The organism is Rhizobium anhuiense (assembly GCF_003985145.1).
Classification (GTDB): Bacteria; Pseudomonadota; Alphaproteobacteria; order Rhizobiales; family Rhizobiaceae; genus Rhizobium; species Rhizobium anhuiense.
On the sequence record NZ_ML133550.1, the window covers coordinates 13,488 to 29,279 of the forward strand.

The window sequence follows — 15,792 nt, forward strand, 5'->3', positions numbered from 1 at the left end:
GGTCTTCAGGAAACACCATGCGAACAGATACCGGCCAGGTCATTCATCTGGCAGATTACCGTCCCACCGACTTCGTGCTGGAACGCGTGGACCTCACTTTCGAGCTCGACCCGACGGAGACAAAGGTCGAGGCGCGACTGATCTTTCATCGTCGCCCGGGCGCCGATCTCAAAGCGCCGATCGTCCTCGACGGCGATGAGCTGGCTCTGTCGGGACTGCTGTTCGACCAGGTGGAGCTGGAGCCTTCGCGCTACGACGCAACACCGGAAAGCCTGACGGTGCGCGACCTGCCGGAGAGCGCGCCCTTCGAACTGACGATCACCACGATCATCAACCCCGAAGCCAATACCCAGCTGATGGGCCTTTACCGCACCGGCGGCATCTACTGCACGCAATGCGAGGCGGAGGGTTTCCGCCGCATCACCTATTTCCCCGACCGGCCCGACGTGCTGGCGCCGTTCACCGTCAACATCATCGCCGACAAGGACGCCAACCCGCTGCTGCTGTCGAACGGCAACTTCCTCGGCGGCGCCGGCTACGGCCCCGGCAAACATTTCGCCGCCTGGTTCGACCCGCATCCGAAGCCGAGCTATCTCTTCGCCCTCGTCGCCGGCGATCTCGGCGTCGTCGAAGACACGTTCACCACCATGTCCGGCCGCGAGGTGGTGCTGAAGATCTATGTCGAGCACGGCAAGGAGCCGCGCGCGGCCTATGCCATGGACGCGCTGAAACGTTCGATGAAGTGGGACGAAGAGCGGTTCGGACGTGAATACGACCTCGACATCTTCATGATCGTCGCCGTCTCCGACTTCAACATGGGGGCAATGGAGAACAAGGGCCTCAACGTCTTCAACGCCAAATACGTGCTTGCCGATCCCGAGACCGCGACCGATGCCGACTATGCCAATATCGAGGCGATCATCGCGCATGAATATTTCCACAACTGGACCGGCAACCGCATCACCTGCCGCGACTGGTTCCAGCTGTGCCTCAAGGAAGGGCTGACGGTCTATCGCGACCACGAATTCTCGTCCGACCAGCGCTCGCGCCCGGTTAAGCGCATTGCCGAAGTGCGCCATCTCAAATCGGAGCAGTTCCCGGAAGATAGCGGCCCGCTCGCTCATCCGGTGCGGCCGACGAAATATCGCGAGATCAACAATTTCTACACGACGACCGTCTATGAAAAGGGCAGCGAAGTCACGCGCATGATCGCGACTTTGCTCGGCAAGGACGGCTTCAAGAAGGGAATGGATCTCTACTTCGACCGCCATGACGGCCAGGCGGTGACGATCGAGGATTTCGTCAAATGCTTCGAGGATGCGAGCGGGCGCGATCTCACGCAATTCTCGCTCTGGTACCATCAGGCCGGCACGCCGCTCGTCACCGCATCGGGCAGCTATGATGCGGCAGCCGGCAGCTTCTCCCTGTCGCTCGAACAGATGATCCCGGCAACGCCCGGCCAGCCGAGCAAGGAGCCGATGCATATTCCGCTCAGCCTGGCGCTGTTTGGCGAAAACGGCGGCAAGATCGAACCGACCGCGGTCGACGGTGCGGAATATGCCGGCGAGGTGCTGCATCTCACCGGCCGCACCCAGACGGCGGTATTCCATGGTGTTGGCTCGCGGCCGGTCGTTTCGATCAACCGCAGCTTCTCGGCGCCGATCAACCTCCATTTCGATCAGAGCCCGGCCGACCTCGCCCGTCTCGCCCGCCATGAGACCGATCATTTCGCTCGCTGGCAGGCGCTGACCGATCTGGCGCTGCCGAACCTCCTGAAAGCGGCGCGCGACGCCCGCGAGGGCAAGCCAGTCGTCTGCGAGGCGACTTTCGTCGAGGCGCTGATTGCGGCAGCGGCCGACGAGAGCCTCGAACCTGCCTTCCGCGCCCAGGCGCTGGCTCTGCCGAGCGAATCCGATATCGCCCGCGAACTCGGCGGCAACAACGATCCCGATGCCATCCATGCCGGCCGGCAGGCGATCCTGAACCAGATCGCCGATGCCGGAAAGGACGTCTTTGCCGGCCTTTACGCGGCGATGACGACGTCAGGCGATTTCAGCCCGGATGCGAAAAGCGCCGGCCTGCGGGCGCTGCGCAATACCGCCCTCACCTACCTCTCGCATGCCGAACAGACTCCGGCCCGCGCCAAGGCCGCCTTCGATGCGGCCAACAACATGACCGATCTCAGCCATGCGCTGACGATCCTCGCCCATCGTTTCCCTGACAGCGCGGAGACCAGCGAGGCGCTGGCACGTTTCCGCGACCGCTTCACGGACAATGCGCTGGTCATCGACAAATGGTTCGCGATCCAGGCCGGCATTCCCGGCGCAAAAACCCTGGAGCGGGTCCTCGCCCTGATGGACGACCCGCTGTTCAAGCGGACCAATCCGAACCGGGTGCGTTCGCTGGTCGGCACCTTCGCCTTTACCAATCCGACCGGTTTCGGCCGCGCCGACGGCGAAGGCTATCGCTTCCTCGCCGGCCAGATTCTCGATATCGACGAGCGCAACCCGCAGCTTGCCGCCCGCATTCTCACCTCGATGCGCTCCTGGCGCTCGCTGGAACCGGTGCGGGCCGATCACGCCCGCTCGGCGCTGACCGAGATCGCGCAGTCGGCCGATCTTTCGACCGACGTGCGCGATATCGTCGAGCGCACGCTTAAGGGGTAATTTTGATTCGGCTGGCCGCCGACGAAAACTCGGCGGCCGGTCGCCGATCGGTTCGAATCGCCTGAAAAGCACAAAATTATAAAGAGTTAACGGATTTTTACCTTTGCCTCTGGACAAGGCGAATCACCCATGATTCTCTAAGTCAGGTTCGAGCGAGCGGCGCGCGAATCACACGAGGGACAAGGCGAAGAGATGATGGACGTGCGACGGGCAACCGTGGCCGAAGGACGGCTGCGTGTCGATTTTGACGGGCTGAAAGCCTGGCGAGACAGCCTTTCAGGCCGCGCGACATCGGAACCGCTGCTTCGGCATCTGCCGAAAGCCGAGCTCGTGCTGAAGCGGGCCATTCCGGCGCTGATCGTCGCTTTCCTCTCCGTCGTCGCCGCCTCGCATTTCTTCGGTATGATGAGCGAATATGGACGGCTGGAGTCCTCGGCCCGCCATGCCACGGCCCTTTCGGCGGCAACCGCCTCTGCCGTGTTTGCCGATGCAGCCGACATCTTCGATAGCGGCGACGTCGGCCAAGCGCAGGCCCGGCTTGCCAAATTCCTGCCGCAGGACCGGCTGGACAACGGCGCCTTCGTGCTGCTCGTCCAGGCAAGCGGCAAGGTTTTTGCCTCGACCACCGCCGGGCTTTCGCATGTGGGCAGCAATGTGGGCGATTTCTTCCCCGAGGTCTCGGCGATCCGGCGTTTCGGCGATCGCGCCGGCGTCATCGAAACGACGATCGGCGGCGTGCCGCACTATGCCGAGATCACGCTGATGGGCAATGCCGGCGGTTATATCGTCGCTGCCACCTCGCTCGACGAGATCGGCCGGCTGTGGCGCGAGCAATTGGCGCTCAACGTCACGCTGTTTGCCGGCATCTCCTCGATCCTGCTGGTCATCCTCTACGCCTATTACACGCAGGTGAAGCGCGCCCGCGATGCCGACGACATCTTCCTGGAATCGAACCTGCGCGTCGAGACGGCGCTGTCGCGCGGTCGCTGCGGCCTCTGGGATTTCGATTTCGAGAATCGCGAATTCTTCTGGTCGCGGTCGATGTACGACATGCTCGGCCTGCCGGGTTCCGACAAGACGATGGGCTTCGGCGAAGCCGCGCGGCTGATGCATCCCGATGACGGCGGGCTCTACGAGATCGCCCGCGCCATCGCCAAGGGTGATTCCGGCCAGGTCGATCAGATCTTCCGCATGCGCCACGCAGGCGGCCATTATGTCTGGATGCGCGCCCGCGCCCAGGTGATCCGCAGCAATTCCGGCCGCATGCACCTGATCGGCATCGCCATGGACGTGACCGAACAGCATCGGCTCGCCCAGCGCTACGCAGAAGCCGACCAGCGCCTGGCCGACGCCATCGAATGCACCTCGGAAGCCTTCGTGCTCTGGGACAAGAACGATCGCCTCGTCATGTGCAACACGCATTTCCAGCAGGCCTATGGCTTGCCGGACAGTGTGCTGGTGCCCGGCACCGAGCGCTCGGTGGTCAATGCCGCCGCCGCCCGTCCCGTCATCGAGCGGCGGATCGCCGATGCCGACGGTTCGGGCTATTCGCGCACAACGGAAGTGCAGCTTGCCGACGAGCGCTGGCTGCAGATCAACGAGCGGCGCACCCGCGATGGCGGCAGGGTCTCGGTCGGAACCGACATCACGCTGATGAAGCGCCATCAGGAGCGGCTGCGCGAATCCGAACGCCGGCTGATGGCGACGATCGGCGATCTCTCGGCCTCGCGCCAGACGCTGGAGATCCAGAAATCCGAGCTTTCGACGGCCAACGCCAACTATCAGGCGGAGAAGGAACGCGCCGAGGCTGCCAACCAGGCGAAATCGGAATTCCTTGCCAATATGTCGCATGAGCTGCGCACGCCGCTCAACGCCATCCTCGGCTTCTCGGAAATCCTGCAGAACCAGATGTTCGGGCCGCTCGGCTCGCTGAAATACGACGAATATGCCCGCGATATCCATGACAGCGGCAAACATCTGCTCAACGTCATCAACGACATTCTCGACATGTCGAAGATCGAGGCCGGCCACCTCCGGCTGCACCGCGAGCGCATCGACCTCGTGCCGCTGATCGAGGAAAGCCTGCGCTTCACCGCCATGCCCGCGGCCGAAAAGAACATCGTCATCGAACAACGCATCTGCTCCGGCCTGACGCTGATGGCCGACCGCCGGGCAATGAAACAGGTGCTGCTCAACCTGCTCTCCAATGCGGTGAAATTCACCGACAATGGCGGCCGCGTCGCGGTGCGCACCCGCCGCGTCGACGGCGCCGTCCTCGTCACCATCGCCGACACCGGCATCGGCATTCCCCGCTCGGCGCTGGCAAAAATCGGCCAGCCCTTCGAACAGGTGCAGAGCCAGTATGCCAAGAGCAAGGGCGGCTCCGGCCTCGGGCTCGCCATCTCCCGCTCGCTGACCTCGCTGCATGGCGGCCGCATGAAAATCCGCTCACGCGAAGCTGTGGGCACCGTGATCTCGCTGCGCATCCCCGACGATATTTAAAGGCCACGTCAAAATCCGACCGTTGTCAGCCGGCCGATGCGGCGGTGAAAACCGCCAACTGAGCGGCGAAAGCACGCTTGTATGCAGGCCGCGCTTCGCCGCGGGCGACATAGGCGGAGAGGTTCGGATGATCGTCCAATATATCCGATCCCTTCAGCCTGAGCAGCACCGTCACCATCAGAAGATCACCGGCGCTGAAGGCGCCGTCCAGCCAGTCGGCATCGCCAAGGCGACGGGAAAGATCGTCCAGCCGTTTCCGGATGCTGACCTCGAGGGCATGCAGGCGCTGCTCATACCAAGGCTCGTCGCGCTCCAGGATTCTGGCGAGAGCGCGGTCGAAGATCGACGGCTCTATGGTGTTGAGCGCGGCAAACATCCATGCGATCGCGCGCGCCCGGGCATTCGCATCCTCCGGCAGCAGGCCCGCATGACGCTCGGCGATATGGAAGACGATTGCTCCGGACTCGAACAGCGCGAGATCGCCTTCCTCATAGGTCGGAATCTGTCCGAACGGTTGAAGTCTGAGATGCGCGGGTTCTCTCATCGCCTTGAACGAAACAAGGCGAATGTCGTAAGGCAGCCCCACTTCCTCGAGTGCCCAGCGAACGCGCATGTCACGCGCCAGCCCCTTGCCGCGATCGGGCGAGTGTTCAAAGGCGGTAATGGTAATCGTCATTGGTGTTCTCCCGAGCGTGCCTGCCTTGAAGACGACCGGCTAAACGAGATTCCGACAGCCCATATTCGAGATAATCCTCGCGGTCATTCCAGCTGATGTGAAATCATGCGCCTGAATTACCGGGCTTCACGACATTCTGGAATATTTTCCGAACCGCTTTCGAAAGCCGCTTTACCTCGGCTTCCAGGGTCTTGATGTCAGGGCAGTCGCCGGCGCGGCAGACGAGTTCGACGAGACCCGACGGCGCCTCCTTCGGATCGAACGGACCGTCAATGGACAGGCGGATCAGTTGCGAGAGGCCGGTATAAAGCGCGAAGGCCTCAAGGCATGTGTCGAGATCGGCTGTCGCCATCAGCCGGTCGCCGAGCACCTTCAGGGCCTCGCCGGTACTCATCCCGTTCACGGCAATGCCGACGCCTCTGGTCGGCGCAATCAGCGCCAGATATTGGGCGATGAATTCGAGATCGATGACGCCGCCGGGGATGAGCTTCAGATCCCACGGGCCGGATGGCGGCTTTTCCTTGTCGACCATTTCGCGCATCTCGGCGACGTCATGCGCCACCTTGGCAACGTCGCGATCGGCCGACAACACCTCCTGGACGATATGCTCGGCTTCGGCGATCAGGCTTTCATTGCCGCAGATCAGTCGGGCGCGGCTGAGCGCCATATGCTCCCAGGTCCATGCCTCCTCGCGCTGGTACTTGCCGAAAGCATTGATGCGGGTGGCGACCGGCCCCTTGTTGCCGGACGGGCGCAGCCGCATGTCCACCTCATAGAGCACACCTTCTGCGGTGGGCGCCGAGAAGGCGGCGATCAGCCTCTGGGTGATGCGGGTGAAATAACGCGTCGCGTCGAGCGGCTTCGGTCCATCGGATTCAGAGGCCGCATCGTCGTAATCATAGAGCAGGATCAGGTCGATGTCGGAACCGGCCGTCAGCTCGAAACTGCCGAGTTTGCCCATGCCGGCGATCGCGATGCGGCCGCCGGGATAATCGCCATGGGCGGCCCGCATTTCGCTCACCACGGCATCGAGTGCCGCCGCGATGATGAGATCGGCCAGATGGGTGAAGGCGCGTGCGGCCATCGCACCGTTGATCGCGCCGGTCAGCAGGCGGATGCCGATCAGGAAACGCTGCTCGGCGGCAAAAATGCGCAGCCGGTCGAGTACCTCCTCATAGTGGCGCGCCTGGGCGAGCGAGCCCTTCAGCCGTTCGCCGAGATAATCGCGGGTCGGCAGTTCGGCCATCAGGCCGGGGTCGAGCATGCCGTCGAAGACATGCGGCTTGGCGGCGATCACCTCGGCAAGCCGGGGGGCCGAGGACATGATGTTGACGATCAGCGACAAGAGCGCCGGATTGCTGCCGAGCAGCGAGAAAAGCTGGATGCCGGAGGGAAGGCCCGAGATGAAGCTGTCGAAGCGCAGCAGCGCCTCGTCGGCGCGCTTGCTTTCGCCGAAGACCCGCAAGAGCTCCGGCGCCAATTCCGTCAGCCTTTCGCGCGCTTCCACCGATTGCGTCGCGCGGTAGCGGCCATAATGCCAGGTGCGGATGATGCGGGAAATGTCGGACGGCCTGGTGAAACCGAGTTTCTTCAGCGTCTCCAGCGTATCGGGGTCGTCGCCCTGGCCGGTGAAGACCAGGTTTCCGGTGTCGGTGGAAAGCCTGCTCTCCTGCTCGAACAGGTGGGCATAACGCCGCTCGACCGTTTTCAGCACGCCGACCAGCCGTTCGGAGAAGCTCGGCGTGTCGGTGAACCCCATCATGAAGGCGATGCGCTTCAGGTCGGCATCCGTCTCCGGCAGCAGATGGGTCTGCTCGTCGCGCACCATCTGGATGCGGTGCTCGACATCGCGCAGGAACCAGTAGGCCTCCGTCAGTTCGTCACGGGTTTCCGCGTCGATCCATTTCGCCTTGGTGAGTTCACAGAGCGTTTCTTCCGTCGCCCGGCCGCGCAAGGCCGGCATGCGGCCGCCGGCGATCAGCTGCTGGGTCTGGACGAAGAATTCGATTTCGCGAATGCCGCCGCGGCCGAGCTTGACATTGTGGCCCTTGACCGCGATCGCGCCGTGGCCCTTATGCGCGTGGATTTGCCGCTTGATCGAATGGATATCGGCGATCGCCGCGTAATCGAGATATTTGCGGAAGACGAAAGGGGCGAGTCCGCGCAGGAAATCGCCGCCCGCCGCCAAGTCGCCGGCAACCGCGCGCGCCTTGATGAAGGCTGCCCGCTCCCAGTTCTGGCCCCTGCCCTCGTAATAGATCATCGCCGCATCGACCGGGATCGCCAGCGGCGTCGAGCCGGGATCGGGGCGCAGTCTGAGATCGGTGCGGAAGACGTAGCCGTCGGCCGTGCGCTCCTGCAGGATGCGCACCAGCCGGCGCATCATTCTCGGGAAGACCTCGATCGCGTCATCCGGGTCGGGTACCACGCCTGCTTCTTCGTCGAAGAAGACGACGAGGTCGATATCGGAGGAATAGTTGAGTTCGGATGCGCCGAGTTTGCCCATGCCGAGCACGATCAGCCCTGAGCCGTTGCTCGGTGCCGCCGGATCCCGCAGCCGCAGCTTCCCGCCCTCATGCGCAGCAAGCAGCAGATGGTCGATGGCAGCAGCGACCGAAGCCTCGGCAAGCTCGCTCAGCCAGGCCGTCGTCGCCCGGCCGTCGAAGATGCGCGAGAGATCGGCGAGCGCGACGAGGAAGGCCACCTTGCGCTTGATGATGCGCAGTCTGCTCATCACCACGGATTCGGCGGGTGCTGCCCCCTCGCCGTCCGGTCGCCAGCACCCCCTGGCCTCGGCGACCAGCGCCTCGATCTGCGGCTCCAGCGGCTCGGTGACGGCGCCGGCGAGGATGGCGGGGTCGAGATTGGCGATTTCGCGCAGGTAGGGCGACAGCGTCAGCACCGCCGCAATGAAATCGCGAAGCGGCCCTTCCGTCTTCAGCATCGTCGCCACCGACGGCTCGCTTTTGCCGGCCTCTTGAAGGTCGGCCAGCGCCAACTTCAATTCCGTCTGGTTCAGCGGACGCAGCAGCCCTTCGGCGACATCCTTCAGGCCATGCGTCGATTTCGTCAGCATGCGCTCTCCCTGCTTTGGCACCTCAGGAAACGACGACGCAGAATCGCAGTCCGCGCCTTCAATCGAGATTAAACTAGGGTCTTGGCCGAAAACCGCCAATACGCGATTCAACCGATCGTATTTCGGCGGAAGAGATCAGGCAGCCTTGGCCGGGAAGATCATGCTGACGGTCAATCCGCGCTGTTCGGGTTTGTCGGGATCGGTGTCGGAGAGTTCCAGACGGCCGTTGTGCAGCTCCATCACCGCTTCCACCAGCGAAAGCCCCAGGCCGGTCCCGGGTTTCGACCGGCTTTCATCGAGGCGGACGAAGCGCTTCACCACATCGTCGCGCCGGTCGGCCGGAACACCCGGTCCGTGGTCGGCGACCGACAGGCAGATACCATCAGGGCGGCGGGAAAGCTTCAGCGACACCTTGCCCGCGCCTTCGGTATCGGAGGAATATTTGATCGCATTGTCGAGCAGATTGAAGATCGCCTGGCCGATCAGCTCGCGATTGCCCTGCACCTCGACATCCGGTTCGATGCTGGAGCTGAGGCCAAGCCCGGCCTCTTCCGCCGCCGGTTCGTAAAGCTCGGCGCTGTCGGAGACGATCGCCGAAAGCTCCACCGGCGACATCTCGGCGGCGACCGACCCGGCCTCGACGCGGGAGATCATCAACAGGGCGTTGAAGGTGCGGATCAGCTGATCCGATTCGGAAATAATGCCTTCGAGTGCCGTACGCCGCGTCTCACCATCGCTGATATCGAGCGCATCGGCCGCCTTGTTGCGCAGCCGCGTCAGCGGCGTCTTGAGATCGTGGGCGATGTTGTCGGAGACCTGCCGCAGACCCTCGTTCAGCTTCTCGATACGCTCCAACATGGTGTTCAAAGACATCGACAAACGGTCGAATTCATCGCCCGAGCCGCCGACGGGCAGGCGCTGCGACAGGTCGCCGGCCATGATCTTCTTGCTGGCATCCGACATGCGGTCGATGCGTTTCAGCGCGTTGCGGCCGATGGCGAACCAGATGATGATGGCGCCAAGCCCCATGATCGCCAGGGCCACCATCAGCGCCTGGCGCACCAGCAGACGGAAACGCTCGGGATCGCCGAGGTCGCGGCCGATCAGGATTCTGAGACCGTTGTCGAGCACGAAGATATTGGCGATCGCCTTGTGGCGGCGCTCGATACCGCTGTCGGTATAGCGCTGATAGATGAAGGGCGCGGAGGTCCAGCCGATCTCCTCGAAGACACCCGGCTGCACCGACGCGACGTTGCCGGCGAGAATATCGCCCGAGGGACCGGCGATGATGTAGAGATTGGCGCCCGGCTGGCGGGCACGCCGCTCCATGGTGCGCAGGAGAAGGTTCATGCCGCCGGTGTCATAGGCGCGCTGCACCTGCTCCACCTCCTGGCGGACGGCGTCGCGGATCTGGCCGGTCAGCAGCCGTTCCGACATCGCCGTCACATAGAAGACCAGCGTCGCGGCGCAGATGGCGAAAAGCAGGATATAGAGTGCCGAAAGGCGGACTGCGGTGGACTTGAAGAGAACCCTGAAACGGCTCATCCCTCATCCTTGATCATGTACCCCGCGCCCCGGATGGTCTTCAGGAGGGGCTGGTTGTAGTCCTTCTCGATCTTCGAGCGCAGGCGTGAGACATGTACGTCGATGACGTTGGTCTGCGGGTCGAAATGGTAGTCCCAGACATTTTCGAGCAGCATGGTGCGGGTCACCACCTGGCCGGCATTCTTCATCAGATATTCGAGCAGGCGAAATTCGCGCGGCTGCAGCAAGATCTCCTTGCCGCTGCGGCGCACCTCGTGGGAGAGGCGGTCGAGTTCGAGATCGCCGACGCGATAGACGACGTCCTGATCCGGCGTGCCCTTGCGGCGGCCGAGCACTTCGACGCGCGCCAAAAGTTCGCTGAAGGCATAGGGCTTCGGAAGGTAGTCGTCGCCGCCGGCGCGAAGACCGGTGACGCGGTCATCGACCTGACCGAGTGCGGAGAGGATGAGGACCGGCGTATGGATGGCCTTGCGGCGCAGCTCGCTGATGACGGAGAGCCCGTCGCGGCGCGGCAACATGCGGTCGATGACGATGACGTCGTAGGTATTTTCCGACCCCATGAACAGGCCGCTCTCGCCGTCGCTGGCGTGATCGGCGACGATGCCCGCCTCACGAAAGGCTTTCGTGAGGTAGACCGCGGCTTCGAGATCATCTTCGATGATGAGAATCTTCATGCGGCCGACATTACCCACCGGCTGCGTTTCGGCAAGGCTCAAAGCATTTTCCTGCGGGGCGGCGCTCATGGCGATCATCCTTCAAAGCTCAGAAGAATCGAGCCGCGCGGACTTTCGTCCGCACGGCTCTCGTTTTCTTAAGGATCAGCCCTGGCCGTTGATCGGAAGCGCGACGAAACGGCTTCCTTCACCGGACTGGATCTGGAACAGCGCACGGGTGCGGCCGTCCTTCTTGGCCTGGTTCAGCACCTTGACGATATCTTCGGGGCTGGAGACCTCCTGGTTGTTGACCGAAGTGATCTTCTCGCCTTCCTTGATGCCCTTGTCGGCAGCGTCGGAATCCGGGTCGATGCCGGTGATCGCCAGGCCCTTGCCGTCGTCGGAAGGACCGACCGTCAGGCCGAGATCGGCAAGCGCCTTCTCGGAAGCCGGTGCCTCAGGCTGCTGCGGCTGGTTGTTGTCATCGGCCGACGCATCCTTCTGATCGATCGGCAGCGTGCCGAGCTCGACGGTGAGAGACTGGGCCTTGCCGGCGCGCCAGACCGAAAGCTCGACCTTGCTGCCCGGCTGCATCGCACCGATGCGGCGGCTGAGATCACGTGCATCCTTGATCGTTTCGCCATTCAGCGCAGTGACGACGTCGCCCGCCTTCATGCCGGCCTTGTCACCCGGCGATCCGGCCTGCGGGGCGACAACGAGGGCGCCGCTCGGCTCGGACAGGCCGATGGACTCGGCGATATCCTTGGTCACCGGCTGGATCTGCACGCCCAGCCAGCCGCGCGACACCTGGCCGTCCTTCATCAGATCGGCAACGACATCCTTGGCGGTCGAGGCGGGAATGGCGAAGGCGATGCCGACGCTGCCGCCCGACGGCGAGAAGATCGCAGTGTTGATGCCGACGACTTCGCCGCTGAGGTTGAAGGTCGGACCGCCGGAGTTGCCACGGTTCACGGCAGCATCCACCTGCAGGTAATCGTCATAAGGGCCGGAGCCGATATCGCGGCCACGGGCCGAGACGATGCCTGCTGTGACCGTGCCGCCGAGACCAAAGGGGTTGCCGACGGCAACGACCCAGTCGCCGACGCGGACATTGTTGTCGTCGGCCCAGTTGACGTAGGTGAACTTCTTGCCCTTGCCGTCGACCTTCAGCACGGCGAGGTCGGTGCGCGGATCCTTGCCGATCAGCTTGGCATCGAGCTCGGTGCCGTCATTCATCACGGCGACGAAGGCCTGGCCATCGGACACGACGTGGTTGTTGGTGACGATATAGCCGTCTTCGGAGATGAAGAAGCCGGAGCCCTGGGCGACAGGGCGCAGACGACCCTTGCCGCCCGGACCGTTCGGGCCGCCATTCGGGCCGTTCTGGCCGAAGCGCCTGGGATGGCCCTGCTGGTCATTCGGATCCTGGCCGAACTGCTTGAAGAACCGCTTCAGCGGGTGATCGTCGGGAAGGTCGTCGAAGCCGCGGCCGTTGAAATCGAAGGAGAAGCCGTCATTGTTGTCGGAGACGGGATTGACGCGGTTTTCGACCCGGACGGAAACGACAGCCGGCGAGACGGCGTCGACCACATTGGCAAAGCTCGGAACGGCAGGCGCCTGAACCTTGACAGCTTCGGCATAAGACCGGGTGATTTCGAGCGGAACGCCGGTTGCGAGCACAGCGGCTGCGATACCGGCGACGGTAGAAGCCTTGAGCACAGTGGCGAGGGACGGACGTCCGTTGAAATTCTTGAGCATTGGAGCACCTTCTCTTGTTCTTAAATCTTCAGACCGGCGACGCCGGATCAGTCGATGATGAAGATATAGGACGCCGCACCTTACTGCGAACTGTCCAGCCAATGAAAAGTTGGTAATGTTTGTAATGTTTGCTTTTGGCCAAACGTGCCGCCAGCTTCCCGGGCAGCGCGGACGCGGCCAGATATGCTCGTCTGCCGGCTCAGCCCGGTCGGTTATTTCTTCAGAAGCTCGCTCAGCTTCGCCTGTTCGTCGGCTGTCAGCTTGCTGCCGGTCGGCTTGCCGGCCCTGTTGCGCGCAAAGACCAGCAATGACAGCCCGCCGGCGATCACCAGCAGCACCGGCGCGCCCCAGAGCAGCACCGTCTTCATGCCGACACGCGGCTTCAAAAGCACGAACTCGCCATAGCGCGAGACGATATAGTTCAGCACCGCCTCGTCGCTGTCGCCATCGCTTATGCGCTCGCGCACCAGCAGGCGCAGATCCTTGGCCAGATCGGCATTGGAATCGTCGATCGACTGGTTCTGGCAGACCATGCAGCGCAGTTCCGCCGACAGGGCGCGGGCGCGGGCCTCGAGCGCCGGATCGGCCAGCACCTCGTCCGGATTGACGGCAAAGGCGGGGGCCGCCATCAGCAGCAAAGCAAAAGCCAGCAAGAGACGCCGCATCATTCCGCCGGCTCCATTGCAGCAGCAGGCTTCGCGGCTTTCGCCTTCCTACGCGGGGCGCCGACGCGCAGGCGGCGGTCGGTGAGCGAGACGAGGCCGCCGAAGGCCATGATCACCGTTCCGCACCAGATGCAGAGAATGAACGGCTTCCACCAGATGCGCACGACGATGCCGCCGTCCTTGGTGGCGTCGCCGAGCGAGACGTAGAGCTGGCTAAGCCCGAAGGTCAGAATGCCGGCCTCCGTCGTCGGCATCTGCCGGGCGGTGTAAAGACGCTTGGCCGACCAGGTATCGGCCACCGCGACACCGGCGCGCCGGATGGTGAAGTGGCCGCGCTCCTCGGTATAGTTCGGCCCGGTCGCCGGCTGCATGCCGTCGAAATGCAGGCTGTAACCGCCGGCCTCGGTCATCTCGCCGGGCTTCATCTCGATGACGTGTTCGCTCTGGAAGGTCGTGACGGCGACGATGCCGAGCACGGTGACGCCGAGCCCGGCATGGGCAAGAGCGGTGCCGAAGGCCGAACGCGGCAGGCCGGAAAGCCGGCGCCAGGCGATACTGGCGGAAACCTTGCCGATGCCGGCGCGATACCAGAGATCGGCGATGGCGCCGAGGATGAGGAACAGGCCGGCCGCCAGCCCGAGCACTGACAGAACCGGTCCGCCATGTTGGACATAGAAGAAGGCCACCGCGGCCAGGAAGGCGAGAGCTGCGACGACATAGAGCCGCTGCAGGGCGCCGAGCAGATCACCGCGCTTCCAGGAAAGCATCGGCCCGAAGGGCACGATGACGATCAGCGGCGCCATCAGCAGGCCGAAGGTCAGGTTGAAGAAGGGCGGTCCGACGGAGATCTTGTCGCCGGTCAGCGTCTCCAGCAGCAGCGGATAGAGCGTGCCTGTCAGCACCGTGCCGCAGGCGACCGTCAGGATCAGATTGTTGACGACGAGCGCACCCTCACGCGAGATCGGCGCAAACAGCCCGCCGGCAGCGAGCCGCGGCGCGCGGAAGGCAAACAGCGACAGCGCCCCGCCGATGAAGATCAGCAGGATGCAGAGAATGAAGACGCCGCGGGTGGGGTCGCTGGCAAAGGCATGCACCGAGGTCAGCACGCCGGAGCGCACCAGGAAGGTGCCCATCAGCGACAGCGAGAAGGTGAGGATGGCGAGCAGCACCGTCCAGATCTTCAGCGCCTCGCGCTTTTCCATGACAAGCGCCGAATGCAGCAGTGCGGTGCCGGCCAGCCACGGCATGAAGGAGGCGTTTTCCACCGGGTCCCAGAACCACCAGCCGCCCCAGCCGAGTTCGTAATAGGCCCAGTAGGAGCCCATGGCGATGCCGAGCGTCAGAAAGGTCCAGGCGGCCAGCGTCCAGGGCCGCACCCAGCGCGCCCAGGCCGCGTCGATGCGGCCTTCCAGAAGGGCAGCGACGGCAAAGGAGAAACAGACGGAGAAGCCGACATAACCGAGATAAAGCAGCGGCGGGTGGATGGCGAGACCGATATCCTGCAGGACCGGATTGAGATCGCGGCCCTCAGCCGGCGCCGGATCGAGCCGCAGGAAGGGATTGGAGGTCAGAAGAATGAACAGCGTGAAGGCGACCGAGATCCAGGCCTGCACGGCCAATACGTTGGCCTTCAGCGTCTCCGGCAGATTGCGCCCGAAGACGGCGACCAGCGCGCTGAACAGCGTCAGGATCAGCAGCCAGAGCATCATCGATCCCTCGTGATTGCCCCAGACGCCGGAATATTTATAGATCAGCGGCACCAGCGAATGCGAATTCTCCCAGACGTTCTCGACCGAGAAATCCGAGACGACATGGGCATAGGTCAGCACGCCGAAGGCGAAGGCCACCAGCGCGAACATCGCCAGCGAGCCGATCGTCGCCACATCCATCATCGCCCGGTCGTGACGACGGGCGCCGATCACCGGCACGATGGAGAGGATGAGCGCCGTGGCCAGCGCCAGCACCAGCGCGTAATGGCCGATCTCGATGATCATGGCGTCGCCTTCACTTCCTGGCCCTGAGCTTCCTTGCCCTGAACCTCCTGGCCCTTCACTTCCTGGCCTTGCCCTTCCTTCCACAGCCCCTGGGATTTGAGCCGGTCGGCCACATCCTTCGGCATATAGGTCTCGTCATGCTTGGCCAGCACGGTGTCGGCGACGAAGACATTCGTTCCCGGCGTAAACATGCCTTCGGTGACGACGCCCTGGCCCTCGCGGAAGAGATCGGGAAGGATGCCGGTATATCTCACCTT

General features: G+C 63.5%; 10 protein-coding genes. 2 read left to right on the plus strand and 8 right to left on the minus strand.

Annotation, left to right across the window (positions count from 1 at the left end):
* The first annotated feature begins 17 nt into the window (after positions 1-17).
* Together pepN and EEQ99_RS34050 are read left to right on the plus strand one after the other, a co-directional pair.
* The gene (pepN, locus tag EEQ99_RS34045) at positions 18-2,666 is read left to right on the plus strand and encodes an aminopeptidase N (RefSeq protein ID WP_127431922.1); all 2,649 of its coding nucleotides are present in this window, start codon (positions 18-20) and stop codon (positions 2,664-2,666) included.
* 192 nt (positions 2,667-2,858) lie between these two features.
* Complete coding sequence (locus tag EEQ99_RS34050) at positions 2,859-5,168, plus strand: PAS domain-containing sensor histidine kinase (RefSeq protein WP_025570257.1); 2,310 nt, start codon at positions 2,859-2,861, stop codon at positions 5,166-5,168.
* Between the two features lie 25 nt (positions 5,169-5,193).
* Here EEQ99_RS34050 and EEQ99_RS34055 read toward each other — a convergent pair whose 3' ends face one another.
* The 8 genes from EEQ99_RS34055 to EEQ99_RS34090 all read right to left on the minus strand — a co-directional run.
* Positions 5,194-5,844, minus strand: a complete 651-nt coding sequence (locus tag EEQ99_RS34055; RefSeq protein ID WP_127431923.1) for a glutathione S-transferase family protein — start codon at positions 5,842-5,844, stop codon at positions 5,194-5,196.
* 103 nt (positions 5,845-5,947) lie between these two features.
* A complete protein-coding gene (locus EEQ99_RS34060; RefSeq protein ID WP_127431924.1) occupies positions 5,948-8,920 on the minus strand; it encodes a bifunctional [glutamine synthetase] adenylyltransferase/[glutamine synthetase]-adenylyl-L-tyrosine phosphorylase in 2,973 nt (990 codons plus the stop codon).
* Between the two features lie 135 nt (positions 8,921-9,055).
* A complete protein-coding gene (locus EEQ99_RS34065) occupies positions 9,056-10,465 on the minus strand; it encodes a sensor histidine kinase (RefSeq protein WP_047616113.1) in 1,410 nt (469 codons plus the stop codon).
* Entirely contained in the window at positions 10,462-11,217 is a 756-nt protein-coding gene (locus tag EEQ99_RS34070; RefSeq protein WP_373289194.1) for a response regulator transcription factor, read from the minus strand. The genes EEQ99_RS34065 and EEQ99_RS34070 overlap by 4 nt, the downstream gene beginning before the upstream one ends.
* A gap of 66 nt (positions 11,218-11,283) precedes the next feature.
* Complete coding sequence (locus EEQ99_RS34075) at positions 11,284-12,876, minus strand: Do family serine endopeptidase (protein ID WP_025570247.1); 1,593 nt, start codon at positions 12,874-12,876, stop codon at positions 11,284-11,286.
* A gap of 212 nt (positions 12,877-13,088) precedes the next feature.
* The gene (locus EEQ99_RS34080) at positions 13,089-13,544 is read right to left on the minus strand and encodes a cytochrome c-type biogenesis protein (protein WP_025570245.1); all 456 of its coding nucleotides are present in this window, start codon (positions 13,542-13,544) and stop codon (positions 13,089-13,091) included.
* Positions 13,541-15,535: a heme lyase CcmF/NrfE family subunit gene (locus tag EEQ99_RS34085; protein ID WP_127431925.1), complete on the minus strand. Its 1,995-nt coding sequence runs from the start codon at positions 15,533-15,535 to the stop codon at positions 13,541-13,543. The genes EEQ99_RS34080 and EEQ99_RS34085 overlap by 4 nt, the downstream gene beginning before the upstream one ends.
* Positions 15,532-15,792 (minus strand): cytochrome c maturation protein CcmE domain-containing protein (locus tag EEQ99_RS34090; RefSeq protein WP_174824528.1); only part of this gene is annotated, 261 nt, incomplete at its 5' end. The genes EEQ99_RS34085 and EEQ99_RS34090, both read right to left, overlap by 4 nt.

What these genes read in the sequence shown, in the direction of transcription:
- pepN (WP_127431922.1), top strand. Translation starts at nt 18, where the DNA reads ATGCGAACAGATACCGGCCAGGTCATTCATCTGGCAGATTACCGTCCC.
- EEQ99_RS34050 (WP_025570257.1), top strand. Translation starts at nt 2,859, where the DNA reads ATGATGGACGTGCGACGGGCAACCGTGGCCGAAGGACGGCTGCGTGTC.
- EEQ99_RS34055 (WP_127431923.1), bottom strand. Translation starts at nt 5,844, where the DNA reads ATGACGATTACCATTACCGCCTTTGAACACTCGCCCGATCGCGGCAAG.
- EEQ99_RS34060 (WP_127431924.1), bottom strand. Translation starts at nt 8,920, where the DNA reads ATGCTGACGAAATCGACGCATGGCCTGAAGGATGTCGCCGAAGGGCTG.
- EEQ99_RS34065 (WP_047616113.1), bottom strand. Translation starts at nt 10,465, where the DNA reads ATGAGCCGTTTCAGGGTTCTCTTCAAGTCCACCGCAGTCCGCCTTTCG.
- EEQ99_RS34070 (WP_373289194.1), bottom strand. Translation starts at nt 11,217, where the DNA reads ATGATCGCCATGAGCGCCGCCCCGCAGGAAAATGCTTTGAGCCTTGCC.
- EEQ99_RS34075 (WP_025570247.1), bottom strand. Translation starts at nt 12,876, where the DNA reads ATGCTCAAGAATTTCAACGGACGTCCGTCCCTCGCCACTGTGCTCAAG.
- EEQ99_RS34080 (WP_025570245.1), bottom strand. Translation starts at nt 13,544, where the DNA reads ATGATGCGGCGTCTCTTGCTGGCTTTTGCTTTGCTGCTGATGGCGGCC.
- EEQ99_RS34085 (WP_127431925.1), bottom strand. Translation starts at nt 15,535, where the DNA reads ATGATCATCGAGATCGGCCATTACGCGCTGGTGCTGGCGCTGGCCACG.